17 protein-coding genes are annotated in these 21,816 nt (G+C 67.9%); 4 read left to right on the plus strand and 13 right to left on the minus strand.

The genetic code is table 11. From position 1 onward, the window contains the following. Positions 1-10 precede the first annotated feature (10 nt). The 12 genes from IF11_RS0119520 to IF11_RS0119575 all read right to left on the minus strand — a co-directional run bounded on the left by IF11_RS0119520 (position 11) and on the right by IF11_RS0119575 (position 16,893). The gene (locus IF11_RS0119520; protein ID WP_030352926.1) at positions 11-1,084 is read right to left on the minus strand and encodes an ABC transporter ATP-binding protein; all 1,074 of its coding nucleotides are present in this window, start codon (positions 1,082-1,084) and stop codon (positions 11-13) included. Beyond that, complete coding sequence (locus tag IF11_RS0119525; protein ID WP_030352927.1) at positions 1,077-2,069, minus strand: ABC transporter ATP-binding protein; 993 nt, start codon at positions 2,067-2,069, stop codon at positions 1,077-1,079. Before IF11_RS0119525 ends, IF11_RS0119520 begins: the two co-directional genes overlap by 8 nt. A gap of 12 nt (positions 2,070-2,081) precedes the next feature. Next, positions 2,082-3,095, minus strand: coding sequence for an ABC transporter permease (locus IF11_RS0119530; protein ID WP_030352928.1), 1,014 nt, complete (start codon positions 3,093-3,095; stop codon positions 2,082-2,084). Continuing rightward, positions 3,088-4,011, minus strand: coding sequence for an ABC transporter permease (locus IF11_RS0119535; protein WP_030352929.1), 924 nt, complete (start codon positions 4,009-4,011; stop codon positions 3,088-3,090). The genes IF11_RS0119530 and IF11_RS0119535 overlap by 8 nt, the downstream gene beginning before the upstream one ends. A 46-nt stretch (positions 4,012-4,057) precedes the next feature. Further along, positions 4,058-5,683 (minus strand): peptide ABC transporter substrate-binding protein, encoded by a 1,626-nt coding sequence (locus IF11_RS0119540; RefSeq protein ID WP_030352930.1) that lies wholly within the window; start codon positions 5,681-5,683, stop codon positions 4,058-4,060. 212 nt (positions 5,684-5,895) lie between these two features. Next, a complete protein-coding gene (locus tag IF11_RS0119545; protein ID WP_030352931.1) occupies positions 5,896-7,044 on the minus strand; it encodes an ABC transporter ATP-binding protein in 1,149 nt (382 codons plus the stop codon). Next, positions 7,037-8,098, minus strand: a complete 1,062-nt coding sequence (locus tag IF11_RS0119550; protein ID WP_030352932.1) for an ABC transporter ATP-binding protein — start codon at positions 8,096-8,098, stop codon at positions 7,037-7,039. The genes IF11_RS0119545 and IF11_RS0119550 overlap by 8 nt, the downstream gene beginning before the upstream one ends. An 11-nt stretch (positions 8,099-8,109) precedes the next feature. Beyond that, positions 8,110-9,054: an ABC transporter permease gene (locus IF11_RS0119555; protein ID WP_030352933.1), complete on the minus strand. Its 945-nt coding sequence runs from the start codon at positions 9,052-9,054 to the stop codon at positions 8,110-8,112. Continuing rightward, positions 9,047-9,976 (minus strand): ABC transporter permease, encoded by a 930-nt coding sequence (locus IF11_RS0119560; RefSeq protein WP_030352934.1) that lies wholly within the window; start codon positions 9,974-9,976, stop codon positions 9,047-9,049. The genes IF11_RS0119555 and IF11_RS0119560 overlap by 8 nt, the downstream gene beginning before the upstream one ends. A 126-nt stretch (positions 9,977-10,102) precedes the next feature. Beyond that, entirely contained in the window at positions 10,103-11,725 is a 1,623-nt protein-coding gene (locus IF11_RS0119565; RefSeq protein ID WP_030352935.1) for a peptide ABC transporter substrate-binding protein, read from the minus strand. Between the two features lie 425 nt (positions 11,726-12,150). Next, positions 12,151-14,025 carry a translational GTPase TypA gene (typA, locus tag IF11_RS0119570; RefSeq protein WP_030352936.1) on the minus strand — a complete coding sequence of 625 codons (1,875 nt, stop codon included), beginning with the start codon at positions 14,023-14,025 and terminating at the stop codon, positions 12,151-12,153. Positions 14,026-14,424: 399 nt separating this feature from the next. Then, the gene (locus IF11_RS0119575; protein ID WP_030352937.1) at positions 14,425-16,893 is read right to left on the minus strand and encodes an ABC transporter family substrate-binding protein; all 2,469 of its coding nucleotides are present in this window, start codon (positions 16,891-16,893) and stop codon (positions 14,425-14,427) included. A 361-nt stretch (positions 16,894-17,254) separates the two neighbouring features. Here IF11_RS0119575 and IF11_RS0119580 point away from each other — a divergent pair, with 361 nt between their 5' ends. From IF11_RS0119580 to IF11_RS0119595, 4 genes are read left to right on the plus strand one after another with little or no spacing between them, the layout of a single operon-like run. Then, on the plus strand, positions 17,255-17,485 hold the full coding sequence (locus tag IF11_RS0119580) for a hypothetical protein (RefSeq protein ID WP_030352938.1): 231 nt from the start codon (positions 17,255-17,257) through the stop codon (positions 17,483-17,485). 26 nt (positions 17,486-17,511) lie between these two features. After that, positions 17,512-18,351: a hypothetical protein gene (locus tag IF11_RS0119585; RefSeq protein WP_030352939.1), complete on the plus strand. Its 840-nt coding sequence runs from the start codon at positions 17,512-17,514 to the stop codon at positions 18,349-18,351. Positions 18,352-18,366: 15 nt separating this feature from the next. Further along, entirely contained in the window at positions 18,367-20,352 is a 1,986-nt protein-coding gene (locus tag IF11_RS0119590; protein ID WP_030352940.1) for a fumarate reductase/succinate dehydrogenase flavoprotein subunit, read from the plus strand. Beyond that, complete coding sequence (locus tag IF11_RS0119595; protein WP_030352941.1) at positions 20,349-21,152, plus strand: succinate dehydrogenase/fumarate reductase iron-sulfur subunit; 804 nt, start codon at positions 20,349-20,351, stop codon at positions 21,150-21,152. The genes IF11_RS0119590 and IF11_RS0119595 overlap by 4 nt, the downstream gene beginning before the upstream one ends. A gap of 87 nt (positions 21,153-21,239) precedes the next feature. Here IF11_RS0119595 and IF11_RS0119600 read toward each other — a convergent pair whose 3' ends face one another. Next, the gene (locus tag IF11_RS0119600) at positions 21,240-21,794 is read right to left on the minus strand and encodes an isochorismatase family protein (RefSeq protein WP_030352942.1); all 555 of its coding nucleotides are present in this window, start codon (positions 21,792-21,794) and stop codon (positions 21,240-21,242) included. Positions 21,795-21,816 lie beyond the last annotated feature (22 nt).

A 21,816-nucleotide genomic window follows, 5' to 3' on the forward strand; every position in this document is an offset into this window, starting at 1 on the left:
TTGATGTGCTTTATTGCGTTTCGCGCCTCGAATCCCGACCCTCCCCGTTACCTCCCCCGCCGGCCGGCACGATCTGCCGCTCCTCCGCGAAGTGGCAGGCGGAAGGGTGCGCGGCGGGCCCCCGCAGCCCCCGGAAGGCCTCCGGGACCGCCAGCTCGGGTACTTCCACCTCGCACCGCTCCCGCGCCTTCCAGCAGCGCGTACGGAACCGGCAGCCGGACGGCGGGTTCGCCGGGGACGGCACATCGCCGGTCAGGATGATCCGGTCGCGGTGCTCGCGCGCCGTGGGGTCGGGCAGCGGCACGGCCGACAGCAGCGCCTGGGTGTACGGATGCGTGGGGTGCTCGTAGATCTCCGCGTCCGAGCCGATCTCGGCCAGCCGCCCCAGATACATCACGCCGACCCGGTCGGAGATGTGCCGGACGATCGACAGATCGTGGGCGATGAAGATGTACGAGAGGCCGAACTCGTCCTGGAGCCGCTCCATCAGATTGATGACCTGCGCCTGTACGGAGACATCGAGGGCCGAGACCGGCTCGTCGGCGACGATGATCTCGGGCCGGAGCGCCAGCCCCCGGGCGATGCCGATGCGCTGGCGCTGGCCGCCGGAGAACTGGTGCGGATAGCGGTTGATGTACTCCGGGTTGAGGCCGACCACATCCAGCAGCTCCCGGACCCTGCGCCGCCGGTCGCCCTTCGGCGCCACCTCGGGGTGGATCTCGTACGGCTCCCCGATGATGTCGCCCACGGTCATCCGGGGGTTGAGCGAGGTGTACGGATCCTGGAACACCATCTGGATGTTGCGGCGCACCGCTTTCAGCGCGCGGCCCGACAGCCGGGTGATGTCCTCGCCCTTGTACCGGATCACGCCGGACGTCGGCCGCTCCAGGTTCACCACCAGCTTCGCGACGGTCGACTTGCCGCAGCCCGACTCCCCCACGATGCCGAGGGTCTCGCCGGGGTCCAGCGCGAAGGAGACCCCGTCGACCGCCCGTACCGCCCCGATCTGCTTCTTGAACAGGATGCCGCGGGTCAGCGGGTAGTGCTTGACCAGGTCCCGGACCTCCAGAATGGGTTCAGCCATGGAGCGTCTCCTCCCAGAAGTAGCAGGCGCTTCGACGCCCCTCGGCCGCACCCGGCGCTTCCGCGACCTCGAAGAGCGGCGGCACCTCCGTACGGCACACGTCCTGGGCCATCGGACAGCGGGGGTTGAAGGCGCAGCCGGGCGGGATGCGCAGCAGATTCGGCGGCAGGCCCTTGATCGCGTACAGCTCCCGGCCCTTCTGGTCCAGCCGCGGGATCGACCGGAGCAGACCGCGGGTGTACGGGTGGGCGGGCGCCCGGTAGATCTCGTACACCGGGGCGGTCTCCACGATCCGGCCCGCGTACATCACCGCGATCCGGTCGGCGACATCGGCGACCACCCCGAGGTCATGGGTGATCAGGATCAGCCCCATGTTCAGCTCGCGCCGCAGCTCGGCGAGGAGATCCATCACCTGGGCCTGGACGGTCACATCCAGCGCGGTGGTCGGCTCGTCGGCGATGATCAGCGAGGGCTCCAGCGCGAGCGCCATCGCGATCATGATGCGCTGGCGCATCCCGCCGGAGAACTGGTGCGGATAGTCGTCGACCCGTTCCCTCGCCGCCGGGATCCTGACCCGGTCCATCAGCTCGACGGCCTTCGCCCGCGCCTGTTTGCGGGACATCCCCCGGTGCACGATGAACATCTCGCCGAGCTGGGCGCCGACGGTGAGCACGGGGTTGAGCGAGGACAGCGCGTCCTGGAAGATCATCGCCATCTCCGCGCCCCGGATCCTGCGCCGCTGCTCCTCCTTGAGCCTGAGCAGATCCCGCCCCTGGAACAGCACTTGACCGCCGGTGATCCGGCCGGGCGGCATATCGAGGATCCCCATGACCGCCTGCGCGGTGACGGACTTTCCGGAGCCCGACTCGCCCAGTACCGCCAGGGTCTCGCCGGCGTCGACCGCGTAGCTGACGCCGTTGACGGCCCTGGCCACCCCGTCCCGGGTGTGGAACTCCACCTGTAGATCGCGCACTTCGAGCAACATGGGGCGGGCTCCTCAGCGCAGCTTGGGGTCGAGGGCGTCGCGTACCGCGTCGCCGAGCATGATGAACGCGAGCACGGTGATCGCCAGCGCGCCGGCCGGCCAGAGCAGCATGTGCGGGGAGTTGCGGATGTACGGCGAGGCGTCGGAGATGTCGATCCCCCACGAGACGGTCGGCGGTTTGAGGCCCACGCCGAGATACGAGAGGGTCGCCTCCAGCGCGATGAACGTACCGAGCGCGATGGTCGCCACGACGATCACCGGCGCGACAGCGTTGGGCAGGATGTGCCGCAGCATCATGCGGGGGTTGGAGGCGCCGAGCGCCCGCGCCGCCTGCACGAAGTCGTTCTGTTTGACGGTGATGACGGAGCCGCGCGCGATCCGGGAGATCTGCGGCCAGCCGAGCAGCACCATGAAGCCGATCACGGGCCAGACGGTGGAGCTGGTCACCACGGACAGCAGCACCAGACCGCCGAGGACCACCGGGATGCCGAAGAAGATATCGGTGATCCGGGAGAGGATCGCGTCCCAGAATCCGCCGAAGAAGCCGGCCAGCCCGCCGAGGACCGAGCCGACGACCGCGACGCCGAGGCTGGCGAGGACGCCGACGACCACCGACGTCCTGGCGCCGTAGACGGTACGGGTGTAGACGTCGCAGCCCTGCCCGTTGAAGCCGAAGGGGTGGCCGGGCCGGGAGCCGTCCTGGGCCCTGGCCAGATCGCAGGAGAGCGGGTTGCCGCTGGTGATCAGCGAGGGCCAGATCGAGATGATCACCAGAAAGACGATGACGAGCCCCGAGAGGACGAAGACGGGGTTACGGCGCAGATCGCGCCAGGCGTCCGACCAGAGGCTGCGCGGCCGGCCCGTGGCCTCGCCGCCGGCGCCGCCGCCGGTGCCGCCGCCGGGTTCTCCCGGGCGCTGCTCCAGGGTGCCTCCCTCGCTGGTGGCGAGGTCCATCCCACCGCCGGCCCCGGTCGCCGCGATGGCTCCGCCGTTGTCGTCGGGGCGTCGGGACTGCGGCTCAGGCATAGCGGATCCTCGGGTCGAGAACGGCGTACAAGAGGTCGACCAGCAGATTCGCCACCAGGAAGACGATGACCAGCACGGTCACAAAGCCGACGACGGTCTGGGTGTTCTGGCGCAGGATGCCCTGGTAGAGCTGGAATCCGACGCCATGGATATTGAAGATCCGCTCGGTGACGATCGCGCCGCCCATCAGCGCGCCGATGTCCGTACCGATGAACGTGACCACGGGGATCAGTGAGTTGCGCAGCAGATGCCGGGTGATCACCCGGTGTCTGGGCAGGCCCTTGGCGACGGCGGTACGGACATAGTCGGAGCGGGCGTTCTCGGCGATCGAGGTCCGGGTCAGCCGGGTGACGTAGGCCAGGGAGACGGACGCGAGCACGAGCCCCGGCAGGATCAGCTCGTCGAACGGGGCCGCCGGGGAGACCGACGGCCGGATGAGTTGCCAGTTCACGCCGAACACCAGCTGCGCCAGCAGCCCGGTGACGAAGGTCGGTACGGCGATGACCACCAGCGTCAGCAGCAGTACGGAGGTGTCGACCGGGCGGCCCCGGCGCAGCCCGGTGATCACGCCGAAGATGATCCCGATGATGATCTCGAAGACGATGGCCACGATCGTCAGCCGGATGGTGACCGGGAACGCCGAGGCCATCAGGTCGATGACCTTCTGGCCGTTGAAGGCGGTGCCGAAGTCGCCGGAGAAGACATGTCCCATATAGGTGAGGTACTGCTGCCACACCGGCTGATCGAGGCCGAACTCCTGGCGCAGCCGGGCCTCGGTGGCCGGATCGCACTGCCGCTCCCCGCAGAGGCCCGCGATGGGGTCGCCCATCACATTGACCATCAGGAAGATCAGCAGGGTGGCGCCGATGAAGACGGGGATCATCTGCAGCAGACGCCGGATCACATAACGTCCCATGGAGGGCTCCGGGGTTCGTGGGAGGGGCGTGGGGCGGCCCCGGGCGTCAGCTGACCCTGATCTCGTTGTAGACCGGGACGCTGAAGGGGTTCAGTGCGACATGGGAGACCCGGTCCGAGTAGCCGGCGCTGCCGTTCTGGTACCAGAGCGGGATGGCCGCCATCCGGTCCCGTACGACGCCCTCCGCCCGCTGGAACGTACGGATCGCGGACTTCGTGTCCGGGTCGGCGTTGGCCTCGTTGATGAGCCGGTCGAACCGGGGGTCGCTCCATTTGCCGTCGTTGGACGAGGCGTTGGTGTAGTAGAGCGGCTGGAGGAAGTTCTGGATCAGCGGGTAGTCCATCTGCCAGCCCGCCCGGAACGGCCCCGTCAGCTTCCGCTGACCGATCCGGTTGCGGAAGTCCGCGAAGGTGCCGACGGGACCGCCGACGCACGCCTTGTCGTTGCCCAGCGCGTTGTTGATGCTGTTGCAGACCGCGTCGACCCACTCCTTGTGGGAGCCGGTGTCGGCGTTGTACGTGATCGTCAGCCGGCCGTGCGGGATGCCGCCGCCCCGCTGGATCAGCTGTTTCGCCGCGGCGGCGTCGTAGTCGCAGGCCCTGCCGCAGAGCCCCGCCAGATAGCCGCCGTCCGCGCCGAGGACCGGGGAGGTCCAGTCGGTCGCCGGGGTGCGGGTCTTGCGGAAGATCGTGTCGGTGATCTGCTTGCGGTTGATCGCCATGGAGAGCCCGGTGCGTACCTTGGCGGCATCCGGGGTGTTCCACTCCTTGTCGTAGTACGGGAAGGCGAGGGTCTGGATGATGCCGGCCGGGCTGTTGATGTAGCGGCCGCTGAGGTCGGACCGCACGTTCTTGAGCTGTGAGGCGGGGACGTCGTCGACCAGATCGAGGTTTCCCGCGACCAGATCGGTGTAGGCGGTGTTGTTGTCGGTGTAGACCACGAGATCCACACCGCCGTTGCGCGGCCTGTCGGCGCCCGGGTACCCCTTCCAGGTGCGCAGGGACATCTGGGAGCCCTTGGTGTAGTTCTCCACCGTGTACGGGCCGTTGCCGACGGGTTTGGCGAGCCAGTCGGCGTGGTGGTCGTAGAACGCCCTGGGCAGCGGGGCGAACGCCGCGTACCCGAGGGTGTCCGGCCAGGTGGAGAAGCGCTGCGACAGCGTGACCGTGAACGTCCGGGGCCCGGTGACCTTCAGCCCCGACAGCGCCCGCGCGGTGGGCTGTCCCGACTCCGGGTGGACCTTGTCGTATCCGTCGATGTACTGGAAGAAGTAGGCGTTCTTCTGGTTGTTGTCGACGTTCGCCCCGTAGTTCCAGGCGTCCACGAAGGACTTCGCGGTCACCTTCTCGCCGTCGCTGAAGGTCCAGCCGTCCTTGACGGTGACGGTGAAGTGGGTCGAGTCCGCCGTGTCGATCTTCTCGGCGAGAGCGTTCTCGGCCTTGCCGGTCTTCGGGTTGTACCGCTTGAGCCCCCGGAAGACCATGTCGAGGACCTTGCCGCCCTGGACCTCGTTCGTGTTGGCGGGCTCCAGCGGATTCTGCGGATCACCCCAGGAGGAACGCACCACGCCGTTGGGTCCACCGATGACATCGGACGCCCCGCCACAGCCCGACGCGGCGAGGACGACAGCCACCGCGCAGGCGACCCGTCCCGCGTGTGCGGCTCCTCGCATGGATGCGCCTCCTCGGGGTGTGTGGCATCGCTCAGACCAAGATCGGACCATCAGGGACGGTCCGCACACCCGGCCCACCCATATGGGCGAAGGAGAACGGAAAAATCACCAGCCTCAGTGAGGGGCCGCCACCACGAGAGCGGCGCCCGGAACCTTTCGGTTCCGGGCGCCGCTCTCGTGCTCGTCCGCGTACGTTCCCGTACGGCTATGGATCACGCCGCGTGGACGACGTCCCTCTCCTCCGCGAAGTGGCACGCCGACTCGTGGGCGGTGTGCCCGTCCGTACCCTTGAAGCGCTCGGGAATGGCCAGCAGCGGGACCTCCGTGGCGCACTTGTCCTGCGCCTTCCAGCAGCGGGTCCGGAAGCGGCAGCCCGAGGGCGGGTTCGCCGGTGACGGGACGTCACCGCTGAGGATGATCCGGTCACGGCCCTCACGGGCGTCCGGGTCGGGCACCGGGACCGCCGACAGCAGCGCCTGGGTGTAGGGGTGCGTCGGGTGGTCGTAGATCTGGGTGTCCGTACCGATCTCGGCGATCTTGCCGAGGTACATCACGCCGACGCGGTCGGAGATGTGCCGGACGATCGACAGGTCGTGCGCGATGAAGATGTAGGAGAGGTTGAACTCGTCCTGCAGCTTCTCCATCAGGTTGATGACCTGCGCCTGGACCGAGACGTCCAGGGCCGAGACCGGCTCGTCGCAGATGATGATCTCAGGGTTGAGCGCGAGACCGCGGGCGATGCCGATGCGCTGGCGCTGGCCGCCGGAGAACTGGTGCGGATAGCGGTTGATGTACTCCGGGTTGAGACCCACGACATCCAGCAGCTCCTGGACCTTGCGGCGCCGGTCGCCCTTCGGAGCCACCTCCGGATGAATGTCGAAGGGCTCGCCGATGATGTCACCGACGGTCATCCGGGGGTTCAGCGAGGTGTACGGGTCCTGGAACACCATCTGGATGTTCCTGCGGACGGCCTTCAGCGCGCGCCCGGACAGCCGCGTGATGTCCTGGCCCTTGAAGAAGACCTCGCCGGCGGTCGCCTGCTCCAGCGTCATCAGCAGCTTGGCCACGGTCGACTTGCCACAGCCGGATTCCCCGACGATGCCCAGCGTCTCGCCCTGGTACAGGTCGAACGAGACGCCGTCCACGGCCTTGACGGCCCCGACCTGCTTCTTGAACAGGATGCCCTGGGTCAGCGGGAAGTGCTTGACCAGGTTGCGCACCTGAAGGATCGGCTCGCCCCGCTGCGCCGGCGCCTCGATGGCGGCGACGGACTCCGCGACCGTGGCGGCGTCGGCCGTCTCGACCTCGGTGACGTTCGGGGTCGCGTCCATGGAGTCGTCATTCCTCTTCGGCTCAGCCATGGATCGTCTCCTTCCAGAAGTGGCACGCGCTGCCGCGGCCCGGCAGTTCCGTGCCGTCCCGCTCGGTGACGGACAGCAGGGCCGGGATGTCCGTACGGCAGATGTCCTGCGCCGAGGGGCAGCGCGGGTTGAAGGCGCAGCCGGCCGGAATCCGCGTGAGGTTGGGCGGCAGCCCCTTGATCGCGTACAGCTCCTGGCCCTTCTGGTCCAGGCGCGGAATCGAGTCGAGCAGGCCCCGGGTGTACGGGTGCGCGGGGCGCTTGTAGAGCTCGTGCACGGGGGCGGTCTCCACGATCCGGCCCGCGTACATGACCGCGATCTTGTCCGCGACATCGGCGACGACGCCGAGGTCGTGGGTGATCAGGATCAGACCCATGTTGTACTCGCGCTGCAACTCCGCCAGCAGGTCCATGACCTGGGCCTGGACGGTCACGTCCAGCGCGGTGGTCGGCTCGTCCGCGATGATCAGGTCGGGCTCCAGCGCCAGCGCCATGGCGATCATGATGCGCTGGCGCATACCGCCGGAGAACTGGTGCGGGTAGTCGTTGACCCGGTCCTTGGCCGCGGGGATACGTACGCGGTCCATCAGCTCGATGGCTTTGGCCTTGGCCTCCTTCTTGGAGAGGCCCTGATGGACGCGGAACATCTCGCCGAGCTGATAGCCCACGGAGAGCACGGGGTTGAGCGAGGACAGCGCGTCCTGGAAGATCATCGCGATCTTCTGGCCGCGGATCAGCCGCCGCTCCTCGTTGCTCATCGTGAGCATGTCCCGGCCGCGGTAGAGGATCTCTCCCTGCGGAATACGCCCCGGGGGCATGTCGAGGATGCCCATGATCGCCTGCGCGGTCACGGACTTGCCGGAACCGGACTCGCCCAGCACCGCGAGCGTCTCGCCCGAGCTGACGCTGTAGTTGACTCCGTTGACCGCCCTGGCCACACCGTCGCGGGTGTGGAACTCCACGTGCAGGTCACGGACTTCGAGCAACGGGCCGCTGTCTTCCGGCGAGCCGTGCGGAGAAGGAACGTCCGCCGTCGTGTGATCGATGATGGTCATGTACGCCTCCCTCAGCGCAGCTTGGGGTCGAGGGCGTTGCGTACCGCATCGCCGAGCATGATGAAGGCCAGAACAGTGATCGACACCATGACCGACGGGATGATCAGGACGAACGCGGCGTTACGCAGCTGCTCCTGGCCCGACGAGATGTCGACACCCCAGGAGACGGCCGGCTCGGCGAGACCGATGCCCAGGAACGACAGCGTGGCTTCGGCCGAGATATAGCCGCCGAGCGCGATGGTCGCGACCACGATCACCGGGGCGATCGCGTTGGGCATGATGTGCCGGAGCAGGATACGGCTGGTCGAGGCGCCGAGCGCCTTGGCCGCCATCACATAGTCCGCCTGCTTGATGGTGAGGACCGAGCCGCGCGCGACACGGGCGATCTGTGTCCAGCCCAGGAAGGCGAGGGACAGGATCACGACCCAGATCGAACGCTCGGTGAAGGAGGTCAGCACCACCATCGCGCCGAGCATGAAGGGCACGGCGAAGAAGATGTCGGTGACCCGCGACAGGATGGTGTCGATCCAGCCGCCGAAGTAGCCGGCGAGCATGCCGACCAGGGTGCCGAGGACGGTGACGAGTCCGGTGACGACGATGGCGACCAGGATCGAGGCCCGTGCGCCGTAGACGACGCGGGCGTAGATCGACCGGCCCTGGATGTCGTACCCGAACCAGTCCTCGGAGAAGAAGTGGCCCCAGTTGGGCTTCTGCAGATAGTGCTTGGCCAGGTCCGCGTAGCGCGGATCGGCGCTGGTGAACAGCTGCGGGAAGGCCGCCATCGTCACCAGGAACAGGATCAGGACGGCGGAGACGACGAACAGCGGGTTGCGCCGCAGATCGTGCCAGGCGTCCGACCAGAGGCTGCGGGGCTTGCCCACCTTGCCGTCGGTCCGCGGGGCGACCGGAGCCTCGGCCGGCTGGTCCTTGACGGTGTCCTTGAGTGCCTCAGGCATAACGGATCCTCGGGTCCAGGACCGCGTAGAGCAGGTCGACGAGCAGGCTGCTGACGAGATACACGACGACGATCAGGGTCACGATGCCCACGACCGTGGCTCCCTCGCGGTGCCTGAGCGCGTCGAAGATGTTGTAGCCGACACCCTTGACGTTGAAGATGCCTTCCGTGACGACCGCGCCGCCCATCAGGGCGCCGAGGTCGGTACCGAGGAAGGTCACCACCGGAATCATGGAGTTGCGCATCAGGTGTACGCCGATGATGCGCCGGCGCGGCAGTCCCTTGGCCACGGCGGTGCGCATGTAGTCGGAGCGCAGGTTCTCGGCGATGGAGGTACGCGTCAGACGTGCCACGTACGCCAGTGAGAGGGAGCCGAGTACCACGGCCGGTAGGAACAGCTCGTTCCAGTTAGCCTCCCCGCTCACGTTCGGGTTCACCCAGCCGAGCTGGAAGGCGAAGAAGTACTGGCCGAGGAAGCCGAGCACGAACGAGGGAACGGAGATCAGCAGAAGCGTCAGGATCAGCAGGCCGCGGTCGCGGAGCGTGTCGGCCTTCATCCCGGCGAAGACGCCGATGGAGATGCCGACCAGCACGGTGAAGGTGAAGGCGAACAGGGTCAGCCTGACCGTGATCGGGAATGCCTCCGAGATGATGTCGGCGACAGGTCGCCCGCTGGCGATCTGCGTGCCGAAGTCGCCCTGGAACAGGCCGACCATATAGTTCCAGTACTGGTGCCAGAGCGGAAGATCGAGACCGAGGTCCTTCTTCATCGCCGCGATCTGCGCCGGATCGACGGTCTGCTCTCCGGCGAGCGCGCGCACGGGGTCACCGGGCAGGGCGTACATCATGGAGAAGACCAGCAAGGTTGACCCGATGAAGACCGGGATCATCTGGAGCAGTCGCCGCGCGACATAACGCCCCATGTTTGCCTCCGAATGGATAACTGCAGCCCGGGGGGCCGCTCCCGTTGATATGGGGAGCGGCCCCGGGGGCCTACCGCCGTTACGTCGACGGCTGATGGCCGAGTGGGGGGATGACCCTCGGGCTGGTTACTTGGCGACCGTGACTTCGGTGATGTTGTAGTCACCGTGGAAGTCGACCGTCACGTTGTCCACAGCCTTGGAGTAGCCGCCGTTGGTCTTGTACTCCCACAGCGGGATCGCCGGCATCTTGGTGAGAACCAGCTTCTCGGCTTCCTGGTAAGCCTTGATCGACTCGTCCAGGGACTTGGCGTTGTCGCCCTTCTTGAAGGCCGCGTCGACCTCCTTGTCGGAGAACCGGCCGTTGTTCGCCTCGGCGGTGGTGCCGTACAGCTCCCGCATGAAGTTGACGTTCAGCGGGTAGTCGGCGACCCAGCCACCGCGGTAGGCGGCCTTGACCTGGTCGTTGTCACGGGCCTCCAGGTCGGTCTGGAAGTCCGGCTTGGCGTCCGGGATGCACTCCACACCGGTGGAGTTACGGATCGACTCGCAGACCGCGGTCACCCACTCCTTGTGGCCACCGTCGGCGTTGTACTGGATCCACATCTTGTTGTCCGGAACGCCGCCGCCCTCGGTGACCAGCTTCTTGGCCTCCGCGGGGTTGAACTTGAAGACGTCGGTGCCCAGGTCCTGGTTACCGGCGACACCCGGCGGGGTGAAGCTGGTGGCCGGCTTGCGGGTGCCGTTGAGGACCGTCTTGGTGATCGTGTCGCGGTCGATCGCCATCGACAGGCCCTGGATGACCTTGGGGTCGATGCCCTTGAAGGTCTTCGAGTAGAACGCCGGCACGATGCTCTGGATGGCCGCGTACGGCTGGTCGATCGCGCGGTCGCCGAGGTCCTGCTTGTACTTCGGCAGGTCCTTCGGGCCGACCTGGCGGATCATGTCCAGGTTGCCGGAGAGGAGGTCCTGGTACGCGGCCTCGACGGTCGCGTAGTTCTTGAAGAGGACACCCTTGTTCTTGGCCTTGTTCGGGCCCAGGTAGTCAGGGTTGGCCTTGACCTGGATGAGCTTCTTGTGGTCCCACTTCTCGAAGATGTAGGGACCGTTGCCGACCGGGGCCTGGCCGAACGCCTTGGTGTCCTTGTAGAAGACCTCCGGCAGCGGCGCGAAGGTCGCGTAGCCGAGCTTGTACTCGTAGTACGGCACCGGCGCGGAGAGTCCGATGGTGAAGGTGGTGTCGTCGACGACCTTCAGACCGGACATGGCGTCGGCCTTCGGGTCACCCTTGTCCGGGTGGACGTCGGCGTAGCCGGCGATGTCCTCGAACCAGAAGGAGTTCTGCTGGTTGTTCTTGATGTTGGCGTACCAGTTCCACGCCTTGACGTACGACTCGGCCGTGACGGGGGTGCCGTCGTGGAACTTCCAGCCGGGCTTGAGCTTGACCGTCCAGGTCTTGTTGTCGGTCGTCTTCACCGACTCGGCGTTCGTGTAAACGATCTTGCCCTGGGAGTCGAAGTCCAGCAGCTGAGTGAACAGCGACTGGATCACGTAGCTGCCGAGCGTCTCGTTCGTGTCGGCCGGGATCAGCGGCTTCTGCGGCTCACCGACGTCGACGGAGACGTAGCCCGCGGGCTTTCCCTTCTCCTTGGAAGCCGATTCGCCACTGTCGTTACCGCCGCCACAGGCCGTTGCCGCCAGGGCCACGACTATCGCGCCGACTACCCACTTGGCGCTCTTGGCACCACGCATGGGTTCCTCCTCATGAGTCCACTAGTCACAGACGAGAAGAGCATTATCTACGCGCGCTGACACCCCTGACAGCGGGCTCATCAAATGCCCTGAGTGTGCTCGTGAGTCGGCGCCCCCCATGGCGCATGACCCATTGACCCGAGCTCAATGGAAGCAACTATTGAGTACGGCAGGGCTGTAAACCACACTTAAAGGGTCTCGTTTTGACAACATCGAAGTACCCTGCAGGCCCGAAATCCGGACAAAATTAGCGCAGACAGACACACGCGAAACGGACTGTTAACACATGTTCCGGAGAGCGATGTTCGTAATCCGGACAGGTGGCCGAGGAAAGCCGGTTGACGAACGGCCCGGCCACCGCGCGTTCGCGGTGGCCGGGCCGTCGTACCGTCCGGGCGGCGGGCGCTGTACGCCCGCCGGTCGGATCAGGCGTGCTTGGCGCGCGAGGCGGTACGGCCGCGCTGCTTCTGGTCGAGGACGACCTTGCGGATCCGGACCGTCTCCGGGGTGACCTCGATGCACTCGTCGTCGCGGCAGAACTCCAGGGACTGCTCCAGCGAGAGCTTCCGCGGCGGGACCACATTCTCGGTGGTGTCCGCGGAGGCGGCCCGCATGTTGGTGAGCTTCTTCTCCTTGGTGATGTTCACGTCCATGTCGTCGGCGCGCGAGTTCTCACCGATGATCATGCCCTCGTAGACCTCGGTGCCCGGCTCGGTGAAGATGACACCGCGCTCCTGGAGGTTGATCATCGCGAAGGGGGTCACCGAACCCGAACGGTCCGCGACGAGCGAGCCGTTGTTACGGGTGCGCAGATCGCCGAACCACGGCTCGTGGCCCTCGAAGATCGAGTGGGCGATGCCCGTGCCGCGCGTCTGGGTCAGGAACTCCGTACGGAAGCCGATGAGACCGCGTGACGGAACGATCCACTCCATGCGGATCCAGCCCGAACCGTGGTTGGTCATCGTCTCCATACGGCCCTTGCGGGTCGCCATCAGCTGCGTGATGGCGCCGAGGTGCTCCTCGGGGGAGTCGATCGTCATGCGCTCGATCGGCTCGTACGTCTTGCCGTCGACCTGCTTGGTGACCACCTCGGGCTTGCCGACGGTCAGTTCGAAGCCCTCCCGGCGCATGGTCTCGACGAGGATGGCCAGCGCCAGCTCACCGCGGCCCTGCACCTCCCAGGCGTCGGGGCGCTCGGTGTCCAGGACGCGCAGCGAGACGTTACCGATCAGCTCGCGGTCGAGCCGGTCCTTGACCTGGCGGGCGGTGACCTTGTGGCCCTTGCCGCCCTTGCCGACCAGCGGCGAGGTGTTCGTACCGATGGTCATCGAGATCGCGGGCTCGTCGACCGTGATCAGCGGCAGCGCGATCGGGTTCTCGGGGTCGGCCAGGGTCTCGCCGATCATGATGTCCGGGATACCGGCGATGGCGCAGATGTCGCCGGGGCCCGCCTTCTCGGCCGGCTTGCGGGTGAGCGCCTCGGTCATCAGCAGCTCGGTGATGCGGACGTTGGACATCGTGCCGTCACGCTTGATCCAGGTGACGGTCTGGCCCTTCTTCAACTCGCCCTGCTCGACGCGGCACAGCGCGATACGGCCGAGGAAGTTGTCGGCGTCCAGGTTGGTGACATGGGCCTGGAGCGGAGCGGACTCGTCGAACTCGGGCGCCGGGACATGCGCCAGGATCGTGTTGAAGAACGGCTCCAGGCTGTCGCTGTCGGCCGGGACCGTACCGTCCTCCGGCTTGGTCAGCGACGCGACGCCGTCCCGCGCGCACGCGTAGACGATCGGGAACTCGATCTGCTCCTCGGTCGCGTCCAGGTCCAGGAAGAGGTCGTACGTCTCGTCGACGACCTCGGCGATCCGGGAGTCGGGGCGGTCCGTCTTGTTGATACAGAGGATGACCGGCATCTTCGCCGCGAGCGCCTTGCGGAGCACGAAGCGGGTCTGCGGAAGCGGGCCCTCCGAGGCGTCGACGAGAAGCACGACGGCGTCCACCATCGACAGACCGCGCTCGACCTCGCCGCCGAAGTCGGCGTGGCCGGGGGTGTCGATGATGTTGATCGTGATGGGGTCGCCACCCGTCTTCGGGTGGTACTTCACGGCCGTGTTCTTGGCCAGGATCGTGATGCCCTTCTCACGCTCCAGGTCGTTCGAGTCCATCATCCGGTCGTCGAGGTGCTCGGCGGCGTGCGCGGCGAAGGCGCCGGCCTGCTTCAGCATGGCGTCGACCAGAGTGGTCTTGCCATGGTCGACGTGGGCGACGATGGCGACGTTACGGATGTCGTGGCGCGTGGGCATGCTGGCTGGCGCTTCTCTCGATCGTGGGATGCGGCGTTGTTTTTCCTCGTACGCCCGCCGGGCGGACACGCCACGGCTAGTCCCATGGTACGGGGCCGAGGCGTCGCGGGCTTCCCAGCCCGATCGGAGAGGCCGAAATCACGGTGCGGGGGCTGTGCGGGGGCGCCTGGGGATGCGCGGGAGGCTGCGCCGGGGGTGGCGCGGGAGGGTGTGGAGCTGCCCGGGTCAGGGACAACAACGAGCTTGCCCGCCGGGGAGGCCGGCGGGCAAGCGAATTGATGGGGTTCTGAGGTTGCGAAAATGCTGTGACCTGCGGTTTTGAAAAGCGGTCCGGTTATTTCTTCTCTCGATCTTCGCCGAACGTACGCTTCCGCCGCCGGTTCTGTCGCCGGTTCTTCGCTACTTCTTCTTCTTCGAGTCCGGACCGGCGGCCCCGCCCTCCCTGAATCCGATGTCCTGGTAGCGAGGGGTCTGGAAGCCGAAGGCTCCCGCGTTCACGACCGTCGGCTTCACCGCGACCAGCTGCGGACGCTGGTAGAGGGGGATGGATCCGGCCGCGGCCCAGATACGGGCGTCGGCCTGCCTGACCAGATCGCGGGACTTGCCCTCGTTCAGCTCGGCGGCCGCGCTGGCGAAGAGCTGGTCGATGTGGTCCGTACCGACGCGGGTGTAGTTCTGCTCCACCAGCAGCGAACCGTCGCTGGCGGGCACGGGCTTGGCGTAGATCGGCCGGCCGTCGGTCGCCGGGAAGGCGCTGGCGGGCCAGGAGTAGAGGGCCAGGTCGTACTGGCCCGAGGCGATGTGGTCCTTGAAGTACTCGTCGTCCGAGACCTTGCTGATCTCCGTACCGACACCGATGCGGTCGAGCATCCGCGAGATCCGCTCGCCGACCGCGCGCAGCGACTCGGCGCCCGCACCGGCGGGCAGGACGAAGCGCAGGCTGAGCGGCTTTCCGTCCTTGCCGCGCGGACCGCTCGGGACGGTCGAGGCGGAGGGGGTGGGGGAGGCGGGAGCGGCCGTGCCGCGCGGGGCGTAGGCGCCCGCCACACCGCCCGGCTTCTTGTCGGAGTCGTCCACGGCCGCGGCCTGCCGGAGCAGCGCGGCGCCCTGGAGACGGGCGGCGGACGCGGGGGCGAGGACATGCGTGGCGGACTCGGGGCGGGGGGCCGTCTGGCCGGGCTTGTCGTCGCCGACGATGTACAGGCCCTCGTCGGAGGGGACGTCGCCGCCCGCGTCCTTGTCGTCGCCCTTGTCGCCCTTCTTCTTCTCCTCGGCCGCGGCCTTCTCCTCGTACTTCCGCTTCTGCTCCTCGGCCTTCTTCTTCTCGGCCTCTTCCGTCTTGGCGTCGGGCCGCTTGGCCTGGGCCGCCGCCTCGGACTCTTCCTCGCTCAGCTCCTCGTCGCCCTCCTCGCCCTCCTGGGTCCGCTTCTTCTGGGCCTTGCTGCCGGCCTTGGCGCCGCTCTCCTTCTTCTTGACGCCCTCCGGCGTCCAGCCGGCGTCGGCCAGCAGGGCCTGCGCCTCCACGGTGTCCTGCTTGCCGAGCGCCTCGCTGCTGTCCGCGTACGCCTCCTGCCCCATCAGCGCCAGATGGCTGCCGGGCGGCTTCGCGGGCAGCCCGAGCGGCTTGAGCACCGTGTCGGCCAGCTCCTGGCGGTTGATGGCGCGGGCCACCGCCCGCCGTACCCGCTCATCCGCGAGCGGCCCGGACTCGCCGTTCAGCGCGAGCTGTGTGAACGCGGGCTCCAGCGACTTGCGGACGTCGTACCCGCGCAGTCCCTTCTGCTCCCGCGCGTACCGCGCGATGGACTCGACGGTCCGCTTGCGCGCCTCCAGTGCCTCTTCGGCCTTCTCCTCGTCGGAGCCGTTGGCCAGCGCCCAGGACCGGAGCGCGGAGCCCGGAGTGATGGTGGTGCCGGGACCGTGGGTGAGCGGCTGTCCGCCGCCGGACTCCGCGTCCTTCTCCGCCAGGGCCATGCGCTTGACCACGCTGCTGTCGATCTCGACGATGTCGACCTTGCGGGCCGCGAGCGCCGCCGCGCTCTCGCCCCTGGGGACCGTGCGCATGATCAGCTGGTCGAGTTTGGCGGGCTCTCCCCACCAGTGGGGGTTACGGGCGAGCGTGGTCTCCTTGGCCTTGCTGTCCACCTTCTTGACGGTGAAGGGACCGGCCGTCACCTTCAGGTTCTTCCTGGCACCGTCGTTGAACGCGTTGGGCGTCCCCGTCACGTCCTTGGGGTAGAGCGGGCTGAACAGCGACTCCCAGTCGGCGTACGGCTTGTTGAAGGTGACCCTGACCTCAAGGTTGTTGGCACCGCGCTCGATCTTCTCGATCCGCTCGTACCCGACGTTGCGTGCCGTCCAGTACGCGGAGTCCTTGCCGCGCAGCGCACGCCACTGCGCCACGAAGTCCGGTGCCCCGATCTCCCGGCCGTTGCTCCACACCGCCTGCTGGTTGAGCTTGTAGAGCACGACCTGCTTGGGCTCGCGCTCGACGATCTTGGCGGATTCCAGATAGTCGGGGTTCCGCTGGGGCCGGCCGCTCTTGTCGAGCGTGAAAAGGGCGGGCAGTACGGCACCGGCGATCCGGCTCGTGGCCGCGTCCGCGTCGGCCTGGTAGGTGTTGAGCGTCGCGGGCATGGTGTCGACCGCCCAGTGCATGGTGCCGCCCTGGGCGACCCCGTCACGCTTCACGGCCGAGATGTCCGGGGCGGCGGCGGCCGAGGGCTCGCTTCCGTCCTCCTCCGAGGTGCACGCGGACAGGGCGGGCAGGGCGAGCACACCGGTGGTGAGAAGCGCGACGGAGCGGAGCGTTCGGGAGCGGAGCGTTCGGGAGCATGTCCTCCCGCGTGGGGCGCCGACGTGGGACATGGCTTGTACCTCTTCGTCCTGTTTGTGGAATTTAGAGATGATCACACCTATTTGCCCACTCACTGAAGGGGACCGCGAGTCAGCGGTGGCGCAGACACGGCGTGACGTGCGACCAAGCCCACCCGAGCGGCCCAACGCGCACCCGCGCGGCCCGTGCCCGGGCCCCGGGGCGTGGCTCAAAGCGCTCCCGGGACGGACCGGCCCGCAGAAAACTAGTGACTTACGGCTTCACAACAGGGGATGTGACGCGGAACACTCTCAGGCGCACACAGAGAGCCGAGAGAGCCGAGAGAGAGCCGTCTGAGGGGGACCCTCGCGGATCCCCGCATGCCACCCGCGACCGTGGAAGTGAGGGCAACTCATGTCCCTGCAGGACGATGTGACAGCGGTCAAGCGATGCCTGGACGACCTGGTCCGCACGGTCGGACGGCTGGAGCAGAATCTCGCGCTCCTGCGTGAGAACGAGTCCCGGCCCCAGCCGGCCGGCCGCGTCGAAGACCTGGTGACCATCCCCGACACCCCGTACAACAGCGCGCTGTGGACGGACTCGGACGACGAGGGCCTGGGCGTACGCGACCGGCGAGCTCCCTAGTACCCCTCCCCCGTCAGGAGTCCCCGTTGGCCACCGGTACCGAACCCCCAGCCGTCAGTACGGGCGTATCCGGCGGTACGGGCGTGCACGGCGCCTCGCGCGCCGCCATCGCGCCCCGCCATCTGCGGACGGACCGCTGGTGGCTGGCGCCCGCCCTGACCGCCGCCGGGCTGTTCGCCTTCATCGTGTACTCGACCTGGCGGGCGTTCGCGAACAGCGACTACTACGCGGCGCCGTATGTCTCGCCGTTCTACTCGCCCTGTCTGGCGGAGAGCTGCGCGCCGATGCGGAACGGCCCCAACTGGGAGATCTTCGGCAGCTGGTGGGGCCTGTCCCCCGCGCTGCTGATCCTGATCTTCCCGCTGGGCTTCCGGCTGACCTGCTACTACTACCGCAAGGCGTATTACCGCGGCTTCTGGGCCTCGCCGCCCGCCTGCGCCGTCGCCGAGCCCCACGCGAAGTACACCGGTGAGACCCGCTTCCCGCTGATCCTGCAGAACATCCACCGGTACTTCTTCTACGCGGCCGTGCCGGTCGCCGGCATCCTCACGTACGACACCGTGCTGACCTTCCGGGACGAGGAGTACGCCTGGGGCCATATGGGGCTCGGCTCGCTGATCTTCCTCGTCAATATCGTGCTGATCTGGGCGTACACGCTCTCCTGCCACTCCTGCCGGCACATCATCGGCGGCCGGCTGCGGCACTTCTCGAAGCATCCGGTGCGCTACCGGCTGTGGGGCTGGGCCGGGAAGCTCAACAACCGCCATATGCAGCTCGCGTGGGCCTCGTTGATCAGCGTCGCCCTCTGCGACTTCTACGTGTACCTGCTCGCCACCGGAGCCTTCGCCGACCCGCGCCTCTTTTAGGGAGAGCCTTCCGATATGACGCAACTCGAACGCCGGCAGTGGGACGTCGTGGTGGTGGGTGCGGGAGGAGCGGGCCTGCGCGCCGCCATCGAGGCGCGCGAGCGGGGCGCTCGTACCGCCGTCATCTGCAAGTCCCTCTTCGGCAAGGCCCATACGGTGATGGCCGAGGGCGGGATCGCCGCTTCCATGGGCAATGTGAACTCCGGTGACAACTGGCGGGTCCACTTCCGCGACACCCTGCGCGGCGGGAAGTTCCTCAACCAGTGGCGGATGGCGGAGCTGCACGCCCAGGAGGCGCCGGACCGCGTCTGGGAGCTGGAGACCTGGGGCGCGCTGTTCGACCGTACGCCCGACGGAAAGATCTCCCAGCGCAACTTCGGCGGGCACGAGTACCCGCGGCTCGCCCATGTCGGCGACCGTACGGGGCTGGAGCTCATCCGCACGCTCCAGCAGAAGATCGTCGCGCTTCAGCAGGAGGACTTCCGCGAGTACGGGGACTACGAGGCGCGGCTCAAGGTCTATCAGGAGTGCACGGTCACGCGGATCCTGAAGGAGGACGGCGCGGAGGGGGGCGACTCGGAGGACGGCGGGCGGGTCGCGGGGGCCTTCTGTTACGAGCGGGAGTCCGGCCGCTTCTTCGTGCTGGAGGCCCCGTCCGTCGTGCTCGCCACGGGCGGCATCGGCAAGTCCTTCAAGGTGACCTCGAACTCCTGGGAGTACACCGGCGACGGCCACGCGCTGGCGCTGCTCGCGGGCGCTCCCCTGCTCAATATGGAGTTCGTGCAGTTCCACCCGACCGGCATGGTCTGGCCGCCCTCGGTCAAGGGCATCCTGGTCACCGAATCGGTGCGCGGCGACGGCGGGGTGCTGCGCAATTCCGAGGGCAAGCGGTTCATGTTCGACTACATCCCGGATGTCTTCAAGGAGAAGTACGCGGAGTCGGAGGACGAGGGCGACCGCTGGTACGAGGACCCGGACCACAACCGGCGTCCCCCCGAACTGCTCCCCCGCGACGAAGTGGCCCGCGCCATCAACTCCGAGGTCAAGGCGGGCCGCGGCTCTCCGCACGGCGGTGTCTTCCTCGATGTCTCGACACGGATGCCCGCCGAGGTGGTCCGGCGCCGGCTGCCGTCGATGTACCACCAGTTCAAGGAGCTGGCGGATGTCGACATCACGGCGGAGGCGATGGAGGTCGGCCCCACCTGCCACTACGTGATGGGCGGGATCGCCGTCGACTCGGAGACCGCCGCCGCGCCCGGGGTCGCCGGGCTGTACGCGGCGGGCGAGGTCGCGGGCGGAATGCACGGCTCCAACCGGCTCGGCGGGAACTCCCTCTCCGATCTGCTGGTCTTCGGCAGGCGGGCGGGGCTGCACGCCGCCGCGTACGCCGCCGGGCTCGACGTACGCCCGGCCCCGGACGAGGGGCAGATCGACGCGGCGGCGGCCGAGGCGCTGCGCCCGTTCGGCGCGGGCGAGGCGTCGCGGGGTGACGCGGTCGGCCCTGACGGTCCGGGCGACCGGCCCGCGGAGAATCCGTACACCCTCCATCAGGAGCTCCAGCAGACGATGAACGACCTGGTCGGCATCATCCGGCGGGAGCAGGAGATGGAGCAGGCGCTGGAGAAGCTGGCCGAGCTGCGCGTACGGGCGGGCCGGGCCGGGGTCGAGGGCCACCGCCAGTTCAACCCCGGCTGGCACCTCGCGCTCGATCTGCGCAACATGCTGCTGGTCAGCGAGTGCGTCGCGCGGGCGGCGCTGGAACGTACCGAGAGCCGCGGCGGCCACACCCGGGAGGACTGGCCCGGCATGGATTCCGACTGGCGCCGGGTCAATCTGTACTGCCGGCTCGCCGGTACGGAAGAAGGCGCGGCCACCGATCCCGCGGCCGGCCGGATCGCGCTCACGCGCCGGACGACCGAGCCCATACGTCCCGATCTGCTCGCCCTGTTCGACAAGGAAGAGCTGGTCAAGTACCTCGCCGAAGAGGAGCTTCACGAGTGAGTGCGAGTACGGGTACGAGCGCGAGCGCGTCGACGGCATACGACGCGAAGTTCCGGGTCTGGCGGGGCGACGCGGAGGGCGGTGAGCTGAAGGACTTCGCCGTCGAGGTGAACGACGGGGAGGTGGTCCTCGACATCATCCACCGGCTCCAGGCGACGCAGGCGGCGGATCTGGCGGTGCGCTGGAACTGCAAGGCGGGCAAGTGCGGTTCGTGCAGCGCGGAGATCAACGGCCGGCCGCGGCTGATGTGCATGACCCGGATGTCGGTCTTCTCGCGCGAGGAGACGATCACGGTCACCCCGCTGCGCGCCTTCCCGGTGATCCGCGATCTGGTGACGGACGTCTCCTTCAACTACGCGAAGGCGCGGGAGGTGCCGTCGTTCGTACCGCCGCCGGGGGTGGCCGCCGGGGAGTACCGGATGCAGCAGGTGGATGTGGACCGCTCGCAGGAGTTCCGTAAGTGCATCGAGTGCTTCCTGTGCCAGGACACCTGCCATGTGGTGCGCGACCACGAGGAGAACAAGACCGCGTTCGCCGGGCCGCGCTTCCTGATGCGGGTGGCCGAGCTGGATATGCATCCGCTGGACGCGGCCGGGGAATCGGGGCTCGACCGGAAGAAGACCGCCCAGGACGAGCACGGCCTCGGCTACTGCAACATCACCAAATGCTGTACGGAAGTGTGCCCGGAGCACATCAAGATCACCGACAACGCGCTGATCCCGCTCAAGGAACGGGCCGTGGACCGGAAGTACGACCCGCTGGTGTGGCTGGGCAATAAGATCCGGCGGCGCGGCGAGTGACGTAGCTCTATGGATACGGGAGGGGCCCATGATGCCGGGCCCCTCCCGTATCCCCGTCTGTTCCCCTCTGTTCCCCTCTGTGGTGCGTCAGCCGAGGAGCTTCACGATCTCCCCGGTGGTCCCGGTCTCGCCGAGCCGCGGAAAGATCTTCTCGACGCTGTTCCGGTGCGTGCCCTCGTCCAGGTCGGCGACCGCGTCGACGGCGACGGTGACGTGATAGCCGTGCTCGTGCGCGGCGCGGGCGGTGGACTCGACGCCGATGCTGGTGGCGACACCCGTCACCACGACCTGGGTGACGCCCCGGCGGCGCAGCTGGAGGTCGAGATCGGTGCCGTAGAAGGCGCCCCACTGCTGCTTGGTGACCACGATGTCGCTGTCCTGGACGCCCAGTTCGGGCACGAGGTCGGCCCAGTCGGCGGCCGGCCGCCCACCGCGCGCCGGAGCCTCGGTACGGCCGGGCGCGCCGCCGGTGACACGGACGAAGACGACGGGCAGCCCCTTGGCGCGGAAGGCGGCGGCGAGCTCGGCGGAGCGCGCCACGACCTCGGCGGCCGGGTGGGGGACGGTGGGCCGGGAGACGATGCCCTGCTGGAGATCGACGACGACCAGGGCGGTCTTGGGGTCGAGGGTGGTGACGCTCATGATGGTGCTCCTCGCGGTACGG

This window comes from Streptomyces scopuliridis RB72, assembly GCF_000718095.1.
GTDB classification, from domain to species: domain Bacteria; phylum Actinomycetota; class Actinomycetes; order Streptomycetales; family Streptomycetaceae; genus Streptomyces; species Streptomyces scopuliridis.